The 17,312-nt window shown below is 56.0% G+C and carries 12 protein-coding genes; 9 read left to right on the forward strand and 3 right to left on the reverse strand.

The annotated features are described in order from the left end of the window. Window positions 1-69 precede the first annotated feature (69 nt). Entirely contained in the window at window positions 70-1,209 is a 1,140-nt protein-coding gene (locus NUX24_RS10070; protein ID WP_032660254.1) for a glycerate kinase, read from the forward strand. An 83-nt stretch (window positions 1,210-1,292) separates the two neighbouring features. On the opposite strand, the gene barA is transcribed toward NUX24_RS10070, so the two are convergent. Then, on the reverse strand, window positions 1,293-4,052 hold the full coding sequence (barA, locus tag NUX24_RS10075; protein ID WP_047650249.1) for a two-component sensor histidine kinase BarA: 2,760 nt from the start codon (window positions 4,050-4,052) through the stop codon (window positions 1,293-1,295). Window positions 4,053-4,111: 59 nt separating this feature from the next. On the opposite strand from barA, the gene rlmD reads away from it, so the two are divergent. The 5 genes from rlmD to eno all read left to right on the forward strand — a co-directional run bounded on the left by rlmD (window position 4,112) and on the right by eno (window position 11,793). Further along, window positions 4,112-5,410, forward strand: a complete 1,299-nt coding sequence (gene rlmD / locus NUX24_RS10080) for a 23S rRNA (uracil(1939)-C(5))-methyltransferase RlmD (protein WP_257831287.1) — start codon at window positions 4,112-4,114, stop codon at window positions 5,408-5,410. Between the two features lie 51 nt (window positions 5,411-5,461). Next, window positions 5,462-7,693 (forward strand): GTP diphosphokinase, encoded by a 2,232-nt coding sequence (gene relA, locus NUX24_RS10085; protein WP_008499628.1) that lies wholly within the window; start codon window positions 5,462-5,464, stop codon window positions 7,691-7,693. 66 nt (window positions 7,694-7,759) lie between these two features. Then, a complete protein-coding gene (gene mazG, locus NUX24_RS10090; protein WP_047650251.1) occupies window positions 7,760-8,551 on the forward strand; it encodes a nucleoside triphosphate pyrophosphohydrolase in 792 nt (263 codons plus the stop codon). Between the two features lie 223 nt (window positions 8,552-8,774). Next, on the forward strand, window positions 8,775-10,412 hold the full coding sequence (gene pyrG / locus NUX24_RS10095; protein WP_032648095.1) for a glutamine hydrolyzing CTP synthase: 1,638 nt from the start codon (window positions 8,775-8,777) through the stop codon (window positions 10,410-10,412). An 82-nt stretch (window positions 10,413-10,494) separates the two neighbouring features. Continuing rightward, window positions 10,495-11,793, forward strand: a complete 1,299-nt coding sequence (gene eno, locus NUX24_RS10100) for a phosphopyruvate hydratase (RefSeq protein ID WP_045355766.1) — start codon at window positions 10,495-10,497, stop codon at window positions 11,791-11,793. 52 nt (window positions 11,794-11,845) lie between these two features. Here eno and NUX24_RS10105 read toward each other — a convergent pair whose 3' ends face one another. Together NUX24_RS10105 and NUX24_RS10110 are read right to left on the reverse strand one after the other, a co-directional pair. Next, window positions 11,846-12,955, reverse strand: coding sequence for an SDR family oxidoreductase (locus tag NUX24_RS10105; protein WP_257831292.1), 1,110 nt, complete (start codon window positions 12,953-12,955; stop codon window positions 11,846-11,848). 358 nt (window positions 12,956-13,313) lie between these two features. Continuing rightward, complete coding sequence (locus tag NUX24_RS10110; RefSeq protein ID WP_010434594.1) at window positions 13,314-14,138, reverse strand: MurR/RpiR family transcriptional regulator; 825 nt, start codon at window positions 14,136-14,138, stop codon at window positions 13,314-13,316. A 165-nt stretch (window positions 14,139-14,303) separates the two neighbouring features. Here NUX24_RS10110 and NUX24_RS10115 point away from each other — a divergent pair, with 165 nt between their 5' ends. From NUX24_RS10115 to queE, 3 genes are read left to right on the forward strand one after another with little or no spacing between them, the layout of a single operon-like run. Then, window positions 14,304-15,863: a PTS transporter subunit EIIC gene (locus tag NUX24_RS10115; RefSeq protein ID WP_257831295.1), complete on the forward strand. Its 1,560-nt coding sequence runs from the start codon at window positions 14,304-14,306 to the stop codon at window positions 15,861-15,863. Next, entirely contained in the window at window positions 15,863-16,570 is a 708-nt protein-coding gene (locus tag NUX24_RS10120; protein WP_257831297.1) for an N-acetylmannosamine-6-phosphate 2-epimerase, read from the forward strand. Before NUX24_RS10115 ends, NUX24_RS10120 begins: the two co-directional genes overlap by 1 nt. Before the next feature lie 54 nt (window positions 16,571-16,624). Next, window positions 16,625-17,296: a 7-carboxy-7-deazaguanine synthase QueE gene (gene queE / locus NUX24_RS10125; RefSeq protein ID WP_126329631.1), complete on the forward strand. Its 672-nt coding sequence runs from the start codon at window positions 16,625-16,627 to the stop codon at window positions 17,294-17,296. Window positions 17,297-17,312: the final 16 nt, after the last annotated feature.

Raw genomic sequence — 17,312 nt, forward strand, 5'->3', positions numbered from 1 at the left:
GGACCGCTCCCACTGGCGGTCTTTTACGTGGTGTATGCTTAACGTAACGACTATGCGTAAGGATGGCTTATGAAAATTGTTATCGCACCGGACTCGTATAAGGAAAGTTTGAGTGCGCTTGAGGTTGCGACAGCGATAGAACGTGGTTTTCGCGAGATCTTTCCCGAGGCGGTTTACGTCAAACTGCCGGTCGCGGACGGTGGCGAAGGGACGGTTGAGGCGATGATCGCGGCAACGCAGGGACGCATTGTGCATGTTCCGGTGACCGGCCCGCTGGGTGAGCGCGTGGAAGGGTTTTATGGCTTATCCGGTGACGAGCAGAGTGCCTTTATTGAAATGGCGGCGGCAAGCGGCCTGGAGCTGGTCGTTCCTTCACAGCGTAATCCCCTGAAAACCACCTCGTGGGGGACGGGCGAACTTATTCGTCACGCGCTGGACGCAGGCGTTAAGCATATCATCATCGGCATTGGCGGCAGCGCCACCAATGACGGCGGAGCAGGGATGGTGCAGGCGCTGGGGGCAAAGCTGCTGGACGACAGCGGGCAGCCCCTTGGGCAGGGCGGGGGCGAGCTGGGAAAACTCGCGCGTATCGACCTGAGCGGGCTGGACAGACGTCTGGCGGAGTGCCGGATAGAGGTCGCCTGTGATGTGACGAATCCGCTCACCGGTAAGGATGGCGCGTCAGCCGTATTTGGTCCGCAAAAGGGGGCCACTCCCGAGATGATCGTCACCCTGGACAACGCGCTGGCGCAGTATGCAAGAGTCATTGCCCGGGATCTGGATATCGACGTGCTAAACCTTGCTGGCGGCGGCGCGGCGGGTGGCATGGGGGCCGCGCTGTACGCCTTTTGCGGCGCGCAGCTGCGCCAGGGCATTGAGATCGTGACCGATGCGCTACACCTGGCCGACCAGGTGGCCGATGCGGATCTGGTGATCACGGGAGAAGGCCGCATCGACAGCCAGACGATCCACGGCAAAGTCCCGGTGGGCGTGGCGAAAGTGGCGAAACGCTTTAACAAACCCGTCATCGGCATTGCAGGCAGCCTGACGGCGGACGTTGGCGTGGTACACGATCACGGCATTGATGCGGTTTTTAGCGTGATCTACACCATCTGCTCGCTGGAGGATGCGCTGGAAAATGCCAGCGAGAACGTCAGGATGGCCGCCAGGAATATCGCGGCGGTGCTGAAAGTGGGGCAGGGAATGTAGTGCTCCCTCTCCCTGTGGGAGAGGGCATCAGGCCGCACCCGCAATTGTAGGCCCGGTAAGCGTAGCGCCACCGGGCTTTTACCTCAGCTTCCCAGCACCTTCGTTGCTTCCCGCGTTACGTTATCCATCTCATCCAGCAGCTCCAGGAACTCCGGTTCAAGCTCCGATTCCGGCGTGCCGGAACGCAACTGCTGCTCCAGCAGTTGGCAAAGATTTTTCAGCCGAGGTACGCCGCTGTACCCGCAGCTGCCGTGCAGCTTGTGGATTGCTTCCAGCAGCGCTTCCGGGTTTTCACCCACCAGCTGCTCTTCCACCTTATTGCGAATTTCCGGCAGAAACGCGACCAGCATTTGCAGCATTTCGCGGGCCAAATCGGGTTTACCGGCCGCCTGGCGCAGCGCGAGCTGCCAGTCAAAGGTGGCGTTCTGGTTAACGCTGATTTCAACCGGCTCGCTGGAAACCGTGTATGTCCCGCCAATGTGACCCGGCTTATAGCGTAACAGCAGGTTATGAAGCTTCTCTTCATCGATGGGCTTCGCCAGATAGTCATTCATCCCGGCGCTCAGCAGCTTCTCTTTCTGACCGGCCATCGCGTGCGCGGTGACCGCAATGACCGGAGTTTGCTGCTGATGCGGCAACTGGTGGATCAGCTCGCAGGCCCGAATGCCATCCATGCCCGGCATCTGAATATCCATCAGGATTAAATCGAACTGCATCTGCTTCGCCTGTTCAACCGCCTGCGCGCCGCTGGTGCACAGCTCAACGTGCTGAACCTGGTCCTCAAGCAATGCGCCAATCAGCTTCAGGTTGGCCGGATTATCATCCACCGCCATCACGCTCATCGGCAATTTTTGCTCGTCGTTAATCAGCGGGAGAGCATGCTGGCTATGACGGCAATACTCCGTGAGCGCGGGCAGGAGGCGGGTCGAGGTGAGCGGTTTCAGCAGACACGCGGCGGCTCCGTCGTTTTTCAACTCCTCCGCATTAATCTGGGCGTGGCAGGGTAGCGCCAGCAGCAAATAGTCGGTCATCGATGCGGCTTTCGCCAGCCGCTCCTGCTGCATGGTCAGTTCGCCGGTGAAGGTGACCGGGATCCCCATCAGCAGAATGTCGTAATGCTCAACGGCAAGGGCTGAGAAGGTAGGGCTGTAGACCACCTCCAGCGGCGTGGTGCTTAAAATATCGAGCGCACACTGCGCTGCCGCCGCATTAGGTTCGACGTAGGCCAGACGCTTGCCTTTCAGGCAGTCCGTCACCGGGCCATCGGTCAGCACGTTCGGATTGAGATCCAGATTAATGTGGAACCAGAAGGTTGAACCGCGGTTTGGCTGGCTGTGGAAAGAGATATCGCCGCCCATCTCGTTCACCAGGCGCTGCGTGATCACCAGCCCCAGACCGGTGCCGCCATGACGGCGGGAGATACTGGCATCCGCCTGACGGAACGCCTGGAACAGACGCGACTGATCCCGTTCCGGAATACCGATGCCGGTATCGCGGATCTGGACTTCAATCTGCACCTTATTACTGCTGATCGAGCGTTTCTCTACCAGGACGTCGATATTACCGCTTTCGGTGAATTTAATGGCATTCCCGACAAGGTTGGTAATGACCTGCTGCAGGCGGAGCGGATCGCCAATGACGTTATCCGGCACGTCGTTTTTAATGTTGAGCGTCAGCTCAAGGCCTTTGTCATGCGATGAGTGCGCGAGCAGCGTCACCACCTCATCGAGCGTACTGCGCAGCGGGAACGGAATGCTTTCCAGGATCAGCTTGCCCGCTTCCAGCTTGGAGAAGTCCAGCACGTCGTTGATGATCGCCAGCAGGTTGTTGGCCGAGCGTTCAATGGTGTGCAGGTGATCGCGCTGAGTAGGATTCAGTTCGCTTTTCAGCGTCAGGCGGGTAAAGCCGATCACGCCGTTCAGCGGGGTTCTCAGCTCGTGTGACATATTGGCAAGGAATTCGGATTTAATGCGCGCGGCTTCCTGGGCGCGCTTTTTCGCCAGATCCAGCTCAACGTTCTGGATCTCCATCTGCTCCAGCGTTTCGCGCAGGTCGGACGTCGCCTGGTCAACGTTGTGCTGCATCTCTTCATGATACGCCGCCAGCGACATGGCCATCGAGTTGATGCCGTTTTTCAGCATATCCAGCTCGCCCAGCATAAACCCTTCCACGCGGCTGTCGAGCTGTCCCCGGCGGATGCGGTCAACCGTGTTAACCATGTTGCGGATGGGGCCCGTCACGTCACGCATCAGGCGCCAGCCGAAGATCAGCGCAATGCCAATGCAGAACAGCATCATCACGCCAGAGATGAAAATTTCTTTGTACTGCTGTAGCCGGACCGACTTGAGATCCAGCTCGAGCGCCACGTATCCCAGCATATTGTTGCTGGATTTAGCGTCGGATTGCGCTGACTCATCGGGTGAATAGCTTTCCGACACGATCGGCGTGCGCAGGATCATGATATCACCGCGCCGCAATACGGTGAGATGGCGCGGGAACGGCGTGCCGTCAGGAATTTTCAGGGACGTCGGGTCAAGGTGAAAATTCGAGGTAACAAACAGACGGTTGTTTTCATCATAAACGGAGATAGCCCGCACGATGTCCGAGTGACGACGATGCAGGACGCTAATTAACTGACCAATGGATTCCCGGTTTTGCAGGTTCATCCCGTACTCGCTGGAGACCGCCAGCGGTTCGATAATGCTGGCTCCGGCGTCTTCCAGCTGTCGCTGCAAATCGTTATAGCGATGCACCACAAAGAAGATACTCAGCAGCAAACCGATCAATACGGTGGGGGCGAGGATCAAAATCATCATGCGTGCACGCAGGCTGTAGTTGGTCATGGCGTTCCGTTATGGGACAATTAGGACAATTATGTTTATATGTGAGAAAAATCTCAGCGATGGCGCAATTCTACTCTGCAAAGCGACGCGTGACGACGCGTCAGATCATAACTGTTGAAGCCGCGGACCTCGATCCTTTTGGCCAGGGGGTGGCGCGGCACAACGGTAAGACACTGTTTATAACAGGTTTGCTGCCATCAGAACGAGCAGAAATTACGCTGACGGAAGATAAACGCCAGTACGCGCGCGGCCAGGTAAAGCGCCGACTGAGCGATAGCCCGGAACGGGAAGTGCCTCGCTGCCCCCATTTTGGCGTCTGCGGGGGCTGCCAGCAACAGCATGCGAGCACAGGATTACAGCAAAAAAGCAAAAGCCGCGCGCTGGCGCGCCTGCTTAAACACGACGTTAATGAGATCCTCGCCGACGAGCCCTGGGGCTATCGTCGACGCGCGCGCCTGAGCCTCAGCTATCAGCCAAAAACGGATCGTCTGGAGATGGGGTTTCGCAAGGCCGGTTCCAGTGACATTGTCGATGTGCAGCAGTGCCCCATTTTGGCGCCCCATCTTGAGGCATTGCTTCCGGAAGTGCGCACCTGTCTTTCCGGGCTGGACGGCGTTCGCCACCTCGGGCATGTCGAACTGGTCATGGCCAACAATGGACCGCTGATGGTCCTGCGCCATACCGCGCCGTTGTCGAAAAAAGATCGCGAAAAACTGGAACGCTTTTCGCATTCCCACGACCTGGCGCTTTTCCTTGCACCACAAAGCGAGATACTTGAGCAGGTTACCGGTGAGGCGCCCTGGTATGCGTCAAACGGGCTACGCTTAACGTTCAGCCCGCGGGATTTCATTCAGGTGAATGATGGCGTTAACCAACTGATGGTTGAGAAAGCGCTGACGTGGCTGGATGTTCAGAAAAGCGATCGGGTGCTCGATCTGTTCTGCGGAATGGGCAACTTCACGCTGCCGCTGGCGCGAAAAGCGGCCAGCGTCGTCGGCGTGGAAGGCGTTGAGGCGCTGGTGGCGAAAGGGCAGGAGAACGCGCAGCAGAACGGCTTGCAAAATGTGACATTCTTTCATCAAAATCTTGAGGAAGATGTCACCCAACAGCCGTGGGCAAAACAGGGCTTTGATAAAATTTTGCTCGACCCGGCACGTGCCGGTGCCCCGGGCGTGATGGCACATATTATTAAACTCGCGCCGAAGCGCGTGGTCTATGTTTCCTGTAACCCGGCAACGCTTGCACGAGACAGCGAGGCATTACTCAGCGCGGGTTACCAGATTCAGCGTCTGGCAATGCTGGACATGTTCCCGCACACTGGACATCTGGAATCGATGGTGTTGTTCGAGCACATCTAATTTGTTTGGCTTGTCGACTTCGACAGGCCCTGGTCCCTAAAGGAGAGGACAATGGTTGCGGTAAGAAGTGCACATCTCAATAAAGCTGGGGAGTTTGACCCACAAAAATGGATCGCAAGTCTGGGAATTTCCAGCCAGCAGTCGTGTGAACGCTTAACCGAAACCTGGGCCTATTGTCTGCGCACCACGCAGGGGCATCCGGATGCCGATCTTCTTCTGTGGCGCGGCGTGGAGATGGTGGAAATCTTATCCATGCTGAACATGGATATTGAAACGCTGCAGGCCGCGCTTCTCTTCCCCCTCGCGGATGCGGACGTGGTCAGCGAAGACGTGCTGCGCGACAGCGTCGGGAAATCCGTCGTCGCGCTGATCCACGGCGTGCGCGATATGGCGGCCATTCGCCAGCTCAAAGCCGCACACACCGATTCCGTATCATCTGAGCAGGTCGATAACGTTCGCCGGATGCTGCTGGCCATGGTGGATGACTTCCGCTGCGTGGTCATCAAGCTTGCCGAGCGGATTGCCCACCTGCGAGAGGTGAAGGATGCGCCGGAAGACGAGCGCGTGCTGGCGGCCAAAGAGTGTACAAATATCTACGCGCCGCTGGCGAACCGCTTAGGGATTGGTCAACTGAAATGGGAGCTGGAAGATTACTGCTTCCGCTATCTGCACCCGGCAGAATACAAACGCATTGCCAAACTGCTGCACGAGCGCCGTATCGACCGCGAGCACTATATCGAGGAATTTGTCGGCGGGCTGCGCCAGGCGATGAAAGAAGAGAACGTGCGCGCCGAAGTTTACGGTCGGCCTAAGCATATCTACAGCATCTGGCGCAAAATGCAGAAGAAACACCTCGCCTTTGACGAGCTGTTTGACGTGCGCGCCGTGCGTATCGTGGCGGAGCGTCTGCAGGACTGCTACGCCGCGCTGGGGATAGTACACACTCACTTCCGTCATCTTCCCGATGAGTTCGATGACTATGTCGCCAACCCCAAACCGAACGGCTATCAGTCTATCCATACCGTTGTGCTTGGCCCTGGCGGCAAAACGGTCGAGATTCAGATCCGTACCAAACAGATGCACGAAGACGCCGAGCTGGGCGTTGCCGCGCACTGGAAATACAAAGAAGGCACCTCCGGCGGAGCGCGTTCTGGTCACGAAGACCGCATTGCCTGGCTGCGCAAGCTGATTGCGTGGCAGGAAGAGATGGCCGACTCCGGCGAGATGCTCGACGAAGTGCGTAGCCAGGTCTTTGACGATCGCGTCTACGTCTTTACCCCAAAAGGGGACGTTGTCGACCTGCCGGCGGGCTCTACGCCGCTCGATTTTGCCTACCACATCCACAGCGATGTGGGACACCGCTGCATCGGGGCGAAAATTGGCGGACGAATCGTACCGTTCACCTATCAACTGCAGATGGGTGACCAGATTGAAATCATTACCCAGAAGCAGCCCAACCCGAGCCGTGACTGGCTTAACCCGAACCTGGGCTACGTCACCACCAGCCGCGGGCGCTCAAAAATTCACGCCTGGTTCCGTAAGCAGGATCGTGACAAGAACATCCTTGCCGGTCGTCAGATCCTCGACGACGAGCTGGAGCATATCGGAATCAGCCTGAAAGAGGCGGAAAAATTCCTGCTGCCGCGCTACAACTTCAACGAGCTTGACGAGCTGTTAGCGGCCATTGGCGGCGGTGATATTCGTCTGAATCAGATGGTGAACTTCCTGCAGGCGCAGTTCAATAAGCCAAGCGCGGAAGAGCAGGACGCGGCGGCGCTGAAGCAGCTGCAGCAGAAAACCTACGCGCCGCAGCAGCGCAGCAAAGACAACGGCCGCGTGGTGGTCGAAGGTGTCGGTAACCTGATGCACCACATCGCCCGCTGCTGTCAGCCTATTCCGGGTGACGATATCGTCGGCTTTATCACCCAGGGGCGCGGAATTTCGATTCACCGTTCCGACTGTGACCAGCTTGCCGAGCTGCAGTCGCATGCGCCGGAGCGCATCGTGGAAGCGGTCTGGGGTGAGAGCTATTCCGCTGGCTACTCGCTGGTGGTGCGCGTCACTGCCAACGACCGCAGCGGGCTGCTGCGCGACATCACGACCATTCTCGCCAACGAGAAGGTCAACGTGCTGGGCGTCGCCAGCCGCAGCGATACCCGCGAGCAGCTTGCCACCATCGATATGACCATCGAAATCTACAACCTGCAGGTGCTGGGCCGCGTGCTTGGCAAGCTGAACCAGGTGCCGGATGTGATAGACGCGCGTCGTCTGCACGGCGGTTAAACACACTCTTCTGTAGGCCGGGTAAGGCTTTACCGCCGCCCGGCTTGTTTTTTAATGGAAAACACTATGACTCAAATCGACCGCCTGCTCGGCATCATGAAACGCCTGCGCGACCCGGAAAATGGCTGTCCGTGGGACAAAGAGCAGACTTTCGCCACCATTGCGCCTTATACCCTCGAAGAAACCTACGAGGTGCTGGACGCCATTTCCCGCGAAGACTTTGACGACCTGCGCGGCGAGCTGGGCGATCTGCTGTTCCAGGTGGTGTTCTATGCGCAAATGGCGCAGGAAGAGGGGCGCTTTAACTTTTACGATATCTGCGCTGCCATCAGCGACAAGCTTGAGCGCCGTCATCCCCATATTTTTGGTGACGCCACCGCAGGGAACAGCGCGGAGGTGCTGGCCCGCTGGGAGCAGATCAAAAGCGCCGAGCGAGCGGAAAAATCCCAGCATTCGGCGCTGGACGATATTCCGCTGAGCCTGCCCGCGCTGATGCGCGCGCACAAAATCCAGAAACGCTGCTCCGCCGTGGGTTTTGACTGGACCTCCCTCGGCCCGGTGCTGGATAAAGTGCACGAAGAGATTGACGAAGTCATGCACGAAGCGCAGCAGGCGGTGGTGGATGAAGCAAAGCTTGAGGAGGAGATGGGCGATCTGCTGTTTGCGACCGTCAACCTTTCTCGCCACCTGGGTGTAAAAGCGGAAACCGCCCTGCAAAAAGCCAACCTAAAATTCGAACGGCGCTTTCGCGAAGTTGAGCGGATTGTCGCCTCGCGAGGCCTGGAAATGAGCGGTATTGACCTCGAAGCGATGGAAGAAGTCTGGCAAGAAGTAAAGCGCCAGGAATCTGATCTCTAACGAGATTTTGCGATCAAGCGCAATTTGTGTGATTTTTTAAATGACAAGCGCTTGATTTGCGTCAAAAACATTTACCCAAAAGGGGCTATTTTCTCACTCCTTATGATTGTCATGGCCTGGAGTGGAGACGGAGAATGAAAGTTTGTGGCGCTCGCCGTGTTCGGGTATACTACTTTCCCGTCCTGGTTATTCCATCGTTTCACCCTAACTTCTCAGGTTCAGCATGACAACGAACTATATTTTTGTGACCGGCGGGGTCGTATCCTCTCTGGGTAAAGGCATTGCCGCAGCCTCCCTCGCAGCCATTCTTGAAGCCCGTGGCCTCAATGTGACCATGATGAAACTGGATCCGTACATCAACGTCGATCCGGGCACCATGAGCCCAATCCAACACGGGGAAGTGTTCGTTACTGAAGACGGCGCTGAAACCGATCTGGATCTTGGCCACTACGAGCGTTTCATCCGCACCAAAATGACCCGTCGTAACAACTTCACGACTGGCCGCATCTACTCCGACGTTCTGCGTAAAGAGCGCCGTGGTGACTATCTGGGTGCAACCGTTCAGGTTATCCCGCACATCACTAACGCAATCAAAGAACGCATTGTTGCGGGTGGCGAAGGCCACGACGTGGTGCTGGTTGAAATCGGCGGTACCGTGGGTGATATCGAATCCCTGCCATTCCTGGAAGCGATTCGTCAGCTGGCGGTAGATATCGGCCGTGAGCACGCGCTGTTCATGCACCTGACTCTGGTGCCGTACATGGCCGCCGCTGGTGAAGTGAAAACCAAGCCGACTCAGCACTCTGTGAAAGAACTGCTCTCCATTGGTATTCAGCCAGACATCCTGGTTTGCCGCTCCGATCGCGCGGTTCCGGCGAACGAACGTGCGAAAATTGCATTGTTCTGTAACGTGCCTGAAAAAGCCGTTATTTCAATGAAAGATGTCGATTCCATTTATAAAATCCCGGGCCTGTTGAAATCTCAGGGCCTGGACGATTATATTTGTAAACGATTCAGCTTGAACTGTCCGGAGGCTAACCTGTCTGAATGGGAACAGGTTATTTATGAAGAAGCCAACCCGGCAGGCGAAGTGACTATCGGTATGGTCGGCAAGTACATTGAACTGCCGGATGCCTATAAGTCAGTGATCGAAGCGCTGAAACACGGTGGTCTGAAGAACCGTGTTTCCGTGAACATCAAGCTGATTGATTCGCAGGATGTTGAAACGCGTGGCGTTGAAATCCTGAAAGATCTGGATGCTATCCTCATCCCTGGCGGCTTCGGCTACCGTGGTGTTGAAGGCAAGATCGCCACCGCGCGCTATGCGCGTGAAAACAATATTCCATACCTTGGCATCTGTCTGGGTATGCAGGTTGCGCTGATCGAATTTGCGCGCAACGTAGCGGGAATGGAAAACGCGAACTCTACGGAATTTGTGCCAGACTGTAAGTACCCTGTTGTGGCGCTTATCACCGAATGGCGTGACGAAGAAGGTAACGTCGAAGTCCGTACCGAGAAGAGCGATCTGGGTGGCACCATGCGTCTTGGCGCACAGGCCTGCCAGCTGACTGACGATAGCGTGGTTCGCAAGCTGTATGGCGAGCCGGTGATCACCGAGCGCCATCGTCACCGCTATGAAGTCAACAACATGCTGTTGAAACCTATTGAAGCCGCGGGCCTGCGTGTTGCGGGCCGCTCCGGGGATGATCAGTTAGTCGAGATCATCGAAGTGCCAAACCATCCGTGGTTTGTCGCCTGCCAGTTCCACCCGGAATTTACTTCAACGCCACGTGACGGGCATCCGCTGTTTGCAGGCTTCGTGAAGGCCGCCAGCGACTACCAGAAGCGTCAGGCGAAGTAAAAAAAGTTAGAACGGCAACGCGTACCTTTGGTACGCGTTGTTTGTCTGGAGTTTTAGTTTAACTTGTACTGAGGAAAATCTAATGTCCAAAATCGTTAAAGTCATCGGTCGTGAAATCATCGACTCCCGTGGTAACCCGACCGTTGAAGCCGAAGTTCACCTGGAAGGTGGTTTCGTTGGTATGGCTGCTGCTCCATCAGGTGCTTCTACTGGTTCTCGCGAAGCGCTGGAACTGCGCGATGGCGACAAATCCCGCTTCCTGGGCAAAGGCGTACTGAAAGCGGTTGGCGCTGTAAACGGTCCGATTGCTCAGGCAATCCTTGGCAAAGACGCCAAAGACCAGGCTGGCATCGACAAGATCATGATCGATCTGGACGGTACTGAAAACAAATCTAACTTCGGTGCGAACGCAATCCTGGCCGTTTCCCTGGCGAACGCCAAAGCGGCTGCGGCTGCTAAAGGTATGCCACTGTTCGAGCACATCGCTGAACTGAACGGCACCCCAGGCAAATACTCCATGCCTGTACCAATGATGAACATCATCAACGGCGGTGAGCACGCAGACAACAACGTTGATATTCAGGAATTCATGATTCAGCCAGTTGGCGCGAAATCCCTGAAAGAAGCCGTACGTATGGGTTCTGAAGTGTTCCACAACCTGGCTAAAGTTCTGAAAGCTAAAGGTATGAACACGGCTGTTGGTGACGAAGGTGGCTATGCGCCAAACCTGGGTTCTAACGCAGAAGCGCTGGCCGTTATCGCAGAAGCAGTTAAAGCTGCTGGCTACGAGCTGGGCAAAGACATCACCCTGGCGATGGACTGTGCAGCCTCTGAATTCTACAAAGACGGTAAATACGTTCTGGCTGGCGAAGGCAACAAAGCGTTCACCTCCGAAGAGTTCACTCACTTCCTGGAAGACCTGACCAAACAGTACCCAATCGTGTCTATCGAAGACGGTCTGGACGAGTCTGACTGGGCTGGCTTCGCATACCAGACTAAAGTACTGGGCGACAAAATCCAGCTGGTTGGTGACGACCTGTTCGTAACCAACACCAAGATCCTGAAAGAAGGCATCGAGAAAGGCATCGTTAACTCCATCCTGATCAAATTCAACCAGATCGGTTCTCTGACCGAAACTCTGGCTGCGATCAAAATGGCGAAAGACGCTGGCTACACCGCTGTTATCTCTCACCGTTCTGGCGAAACTGAAGACGCTACCATTGCCGACCTGGCTGTGGGTACCGCTGCAGGCCAGATCAAAACCGGTTCTATGAGCCGTTCTGACCGTGTTGCTAAATACAACCAGCTGATTCGTATCGAAGAAGCGCTGGGCGAAAAAGCACCATACAACGGTCGTAAAGAGATCAAAGGCCAGGCATAATTGCTTAAGCCTTAAAATGAAAATGCCAGTCGAAAGACTGGCATTTTTTTTGCTATTTAAAATCGACCGCCATTTGCTCCGGAATGGTCAGCCCCTGGGTGGTTTGCACGCAGCGGGCGATGTAATCCGTAAACCGGGGTGGCTTCGGCATCCCCATGCTCAGCAGCTTATCGTTGCTGAAGCGCACGTTAAGCGTGGCAAACGCACCGTATAACCGCATGGCTTTCAGCATCAGACGTTCGTTGCACGGCCCAAAAATATGTTTCAACTCGCGGCGCATTCTGACCAGCGTTTCGTAGCTGACCTGCGCATATTTATCTCCGACGGGGGCTTTCTCCAGCGCCTGCGCCATTGCCTGATCGATATCCGCAAAGCGAACGCTATTCTCTTCTCCCGCAGAAATGTGTACCACTTCTCCCGGACGAGCGTTGCTGTTGAGCAGCATTAACATCGCGTCGGCGCAATAATCCACCGGAACAACGTCGATCCTGTCTTCCATTGAGCACATAAACTTCTGCAGCATCAGGCCCATGCTAAAGACCCAGAAAATGCTGCTCGACGGCGTGCAGCCGTGACGGGTATGGCCGACGACGATGGACGGACGGGCGATGAGCAGCGGCAGGTTAGGACACTCCTGGCGCATCAGCTGTTCGATTGTTGACTTCGAAAACGTGTATTCCACCAGGTGTTCAGCATTCTCTCTGAATTCAGCGCTTTCGGCGACCAGGGAATCCTGCTCCGGCGTGCATGACATCGCGGTGCCGACGTGGAGGAAACGCTGCAGGCCCGTGACCTGCTCCATGCGGCGCGCCAGCGCCAGCGTTCCTTCAACGTTGACCTTCCAGATCAGCGGGTTGTTACCAAATGAGGCGACGGCCGCACAGTTAACGACATGCGTAACCTGATCCAGACGGGGATCGTTGAGAAAGGCTTCAGGCTGGCTGAGATCGCCAATCAGGATATTATCCACCTTCAGGGAGGCCAGTTTGTCCTCGGGAACGTTGAACTTGCGCATATTCTCCAGCACGCGCTCCAGCCCGCTCTGCGGATCGCCGGCGCGCGCAAGCAAAAGGAGTTCTACGGATTGATCGTTGGTCAGGATTTTTTCAAGAACTGCACCGCCCAGAAATCCGGTCACGCCTGTAATCAGTAACATCTTCATTAATACCGTCTCATTATGATTGATGAGGCGGATTGTAGGCGCGCAAAAGTAAACGGCATTTAAATAATAAATCGCCGAAATCAATGGCGTCTTAAGCTTATTTTAAGGAAAGGAAATCAGGTGGAGATATTGGACATTATCGCAAGGGTAAAAATTCACTCTATTAAAATTTAAATTTTAACTGGTTGAATTTAAATTCTTTTGTGAACTCTGTGTCGAATGGTGAACGTAATTCAAAATGTAATAAATATAATAATTTGTTACACCAAACATTTATCGAATAAATGTTTTAAATACCACTTAACTCAAATCAGACAACATAAGTCGCAGGCTATTTTATTTAGCCTGCGAATGATTTTCAGAGCAAAAGGGGAAGCGTGGCGCTGGCCGTTTGCTGGCTAACGTCGCCGTAATGACCATCCAGCGCAATCATGGACGTGGTCAGCAGCTCGACCAGCAGCATCACCCCAACCTTAGCATTGAGTGCGCCTGCACTTAGAGGGCCTTCTGGTTTGGCGGCAACCAGCTGCATGTCGCTCAGAGACGCCAGCGGGCTGCGGGGCGTATTGCTGAGTGCCAGAACCTTAACGCCGCGCTTGCGGGCAAGCTTCACCACGTGGAGCAAATCCCGCGTTGAACCCGAGCTGGAGATGGCCACAACCAGGGTCTCTTTCGAAAGCGTTGTCGCATTCATGGCCGCACGGTGCATATCGCTAAACAGCTGTGCGGGTTTACCCAGCCGCAACAGCTTGTAGTGGAGATACTCCCCGAGGATCGCGCTGGCCGCGACGCCATAAATCTGCACGGATTGCGCCTGGTGCAGCGCCAGCGCAGCCTTTTCAAGCAGCGTGCGATCGAGGAGTCGGGCGGTATCCTGCAAAGCCTGCACCGACTCATCCACGACGTTATCAATCTCATCCCCCGCCTGACGCGCGGGCTGGCCCTGCTGAATATCCAGCGCAAGCGCCATTTTAAATTCGTTATAGCCCTTGCAGCCCAGCGTCCGGCAAAGGCGCGTGACGCTGGCCTCGCTGGTGTGGCTCTCGCGCGCCAGTTCAGTGATCGTCAGGTAGAGCACCCGGGCAGGATCGCTGAGGACAAACTCGCCGAGTTTTTGTTGCGTTGGGCTGTACCCGGAAGCCTCCTGGCGGAGCTTCAGCAGCAGATTTTCATGGTCCGACATGCCACGTCCTTAATGTGTTTCGCTGCGACTAGTGTGGCGGAAAGGAGGGGAAAGATGCCAGTCATTTTGAAAAAGTATGATCGGCTTCCTGGTTTTTGATGATAATTTTCACTGAATAAAATTTATATGGTAAAAATTTTCATCGTTCGATGGGGAGATGAAAAAATGATGCAGATGTTCAGTGGCGCTTCTTCGGGGGGATGGTTTGAAAAAGCGCAGCGCTTTGGTAAATCCTTTATGTTGCCTATTGCCGTGCTGCCCGCGGCGGGCCTGCTGCTGGGGATAGGCGGTGCGCTATCGAATCCCAATACGCTGGCGGCTTATCCGTTTTTAGATGTGGGCTGGCTTCAGGCCATTTTCACCATCATGAGCAGCGCCGGTTCAATCGTGTTTGCAAACCTCTCGGTGCTGTTTGCGGTTGGGGTTGCCGTCGGGTTGGCAAAAAGCGATAAGGGCACGGCTGGGCTGGCGGCGCTACTCGCGTTTCTGGTGATGAATGCCACCATCAACGCGCTGCTGATCCTCACCGGCAAACTGGCGCACGAGAACCCGGGTGCCGTGGGGCAGGGCATGACGCTGGGAATTCAGACGCTGGAAACCGGCGTGTTTGGCGGCGTGGTGATTGGTCTGGTGACCTGCACGCTCCATCACCGGTTTAATAAAATTGCGCTTCCGCAGTTCCTTGGGTTCTTTGGCGGCTCGCGCTTTGTCCCCATTATCAGCTCGCTGGCGGCGATACTCGTCGGCGCGCTCATGACCGTGATCTGGCCGCATTTCCAGAAGCTGATTTTTGGTCTCGGCGGGCTGGTGGATGCCACCGGCTATCTGGGCACCCTGCTGTACGGCTTCATTTTACGCATGCTGGGCCCGTTTGGTTTGCACCACATCTTCTATCTGCCGTTCTGGACCACCGCGCTCGGCGGCAGTGAGATTGTTAACGGTCACCTCGTCGAGGGCACACAGCGGATCTTCTTCGCCCAGCTGGCCGACCCGAACACGCAGCATTTCTATGAGGGCACGTCGCGCTTCATGTCCGGGCGCTTTATTACGATGATGTTTGGCCTGCTCGGCGCGTGTCTGGCGATGTATCACACGGCAAAACCGGAGAACAAAAAGCGCGTTGCCGGGCTGCTGCTCTCCGCGGCGTTAACCTCGTTCCTGACCGGGATTACCGAGCCTATCGAGTTCTCCTTCCTGTTTATTGCGCCGGTGCTTTACGTCATTCATGCGCTGTTTGACGGGCTGGCGTTCATGCTTGCGCACATGCTGCATATCACCATCGGGCAAACCTTCTCCGGCGGTTTCATCGACTTCGTGCTGTTCGGCATTTTGCAGGGGGAGGCCAAAACCAACTGGATGTTCGTTCCGCTGGTCGGCGTGCCGTGGTTCTTCCTTTACTACTTCACCTTCCGCTACCTGATAAACCGCTTTGATTTTGCCACGCCGGGTCGGGAAAAGGAGGCGATAGCCAGTGAAGTGACCTTCTCGCAGAGCGAGCGCGCCGTTGCGGTGATCGCCGGATTAGGCGGAAAAGAGAATCTGGAAGAGGTGGACTGCTGCGCCACGCGGCTTCGCGTCACGGTGAAGGACAGCAGCAAAGTGAATGACGCGGCGCTGAAAGCCACCGGCGCGCGCGGCGTTATCGTGCGCGGCAACGGGGTTCAGGTCATTTATGGCCCGCACGTCACGATTATCAAAAACGAAGTGGAAGAGATCTTATCGTAATGAAAACTGTACTGGATAACCTGAATGGGAAACTGGTCGTCTCCTGTCAGGCGCTGGAAAATGAACCGCTGCATAGCCCGTTTATTATGTCGCGGATGGCGCTGGCGGCAGCGCAGGGCGGAGCCGCCGCTATTCGTGCCAACAGCGTGGTGGATATTGAGGCCATTAAGCAGCAGGTCTCTTTGCCTGTTATCGGCATCATCAAACGGGATTACCCGGAAAGCGAGGTGTTTATCACCGCCACGATGAAAGAGGTGGATGAGCTCATGAGCATCTCCCCGGAAATCATTGCGCTTGATGCGACGGCGCGCGAGCGTCCCGGTGGTGAATCCCTGGAAACGCTGGTCACGCGCATCCGCTCGCGCTACCCCTCGGTACTGCTGATGGCCGATATTTCCACCGTGGGCGAAGCCGTGACGGCGCAGGCGCTGGGCTTCGACTGCGTCGGCACCACGCTTTACGGCTACACGGCGGAAACGGCAGGCCATTCGCTTCCGGAGAACGACTGCGCGTTCCTGAAGGCCGTGCTGGCTGCCGTGACGGTTCCCGTGGTTGCCGAAGGGAACGTGGATACGCCTGAACGCGCGGCCAGATGCCTGGCGCTGGGCGCGCATACGGTCGTCGTCGGCGGCGCGATCACCCGCCCGCAGCAAATTACCGAACGGTTTATGGCGGCGATTGGCGCGCAAAGCACCGATGGAGCATGACCATCCGGCGGAGATCTGCGATACTTATCGTTTATCCCCTTTACTGAGATGACTATGCAGTACCCGATTAACGAGATGTTCCAGACCCTGCAAGGCGAGGGTTACTTTACCGGCGTTCCCGCTATTTTCATTCGTTTACAGGGATGCCCGGTTGGCTGTGCCTGGTGTGATACCAAACATACGTGGGATAAGCTCGCAGATCGGGAAGTGTCGCTGTTTAGCATTCTGGCGAAAACCAAAGAGAGCGATAAGTGGGGCGCGGGCAGTTCTGAAGATCTGCTGGCCATTATTGGTCGTCAGGGCTGGACGGCGCGCCACGTGGTGATCACCGGCGGTGAACCCTGCATCCACGATCTGACGCCGCTGACCGAGCTGCTCGAAAAGAACGGCTACAGCTGCCAGATTGAAACCAGCGGCACCCATGAAGTGCGCTGTTCACACACGACCTGGGTGACGGTATCGCCAAAAGTGAATATGCGCGGTGGGTATGACGTGCTGTCTCAGGCGCTGGAGCGCGCGGATGAGATTAAGCACCCGGTAGGGCGCGTGCGTGATATCGAAGCGCTGGAAGAACTGCTGGCAACGCTGACGGATGAAAAGCAGCGGGTGATTGCCCTGCAGCCTATCAGCCAGAAAGAGGATGCAACGCGCCTGTGCATTGAAACCTGTATTGCGCGTAACTGGCGCCTGTCGATGCAGACGCACAAATATCTGAATATCGCCTGATCGTTGCGCGGCCCCG

Source organism: Enterobacter sp. HG048, from assembly GCF_024702055.1.
Taxonomy (GTDB): domain Bacteria; phylum Pseudomonadota; class Gammaproteobacteria; order Enterobacterales; family Enterobacteriaceae; genus Enterobacter; species Enterobacter dykesii.

What these genes read in the sequence shown, in the direction of transcription:
- relA (WP_008499628.1), top strand. Translation starts at nt 5,462, where the DNA reads ATGGTTGCGGTAAGAAGTGCACATCTCAATAAAGCTGGGGAGTTTGAC.
- NUX24_RS10105 (WP_257831292.1), bottom strand. Translation starts at nt 12,955, where the DNA reads ATGAAGATGTTACTGATTACAGGCGTGACCGGATTTCTGGGCGGTGCA.
- queE (WP_126329631.1), top strand. Translation starts at nt 16,625, where the DNA reads ATGCAGTACCCGATTAACGAGATGTTCCAGACCCTGCAAGGCGAGGGT.
- pyrG (WP_032648095.1), top strand. Translation starts at nt 8,775, where the DNA reads ATGACAACGAACTATATTTTTGTGACCGGCGGGGTCGTATCCTCTCTG.
- mazG (WP_047650251.1), top strand. Translation starts at nt 7,760, where the DNA reads ATGACTCAAATCGACCGCCTGCTCGGCATCATGAAACGCCTGCGCGAC.
- rlmD (WP_257831287.1), top strand. Translation starts at nt 4,112, where the DNA reads ATGGCGCAATTCTACTCTGCAAAGCGACGCGTGACGACGCGTCAGATC.
- eno (WP_045355766.1), top strand. Translation starts at nt 10,495, where the DNA reads ATGTCCAAAATCGTTAAAGTCATCGGTCGTGAAATCATCGACTCCCGT.
- NUX24_RS10115 (WP_257831295.1), top strand. Translation starts at nt 14,304, where the DNA reads ATGATGCAGATGTTCAGTGGCGCTTCTTCGGGGGGATGGTTTGAAAAA.
- NUX24_RS10070 (WP_032660254.1), top strand. Translation starts at nt 70, where the DNA reads ATGAAAATTGTTATCGCACCGGACTCGTATAAGGAAAGTTTGAGTGCG.
- NUX24_RS10120 (WP_257831297.1), top strand. Translation starts at nt 15,863, where the DNA reads ATGAAAACTGTACTGGATAACCTGAATGGGAAACTGGTCGTCTCCTGT.
- barA (WP_047650249.1), bottom strand. Translation starts at nt 4,052, where the DNA reads ATGACCAACTACAGCCTGCGTGCACGCATGATGATTTTGATCCTCGCC.
- NUX24_RS10110 (WP_010434594.1), bottom strand. Translation starts at nt 14,138, where the DNA reads ATGTCGGACCATGAAAATCTGCTGCTGAAGCTCCGCCAGGAGGCTTCC.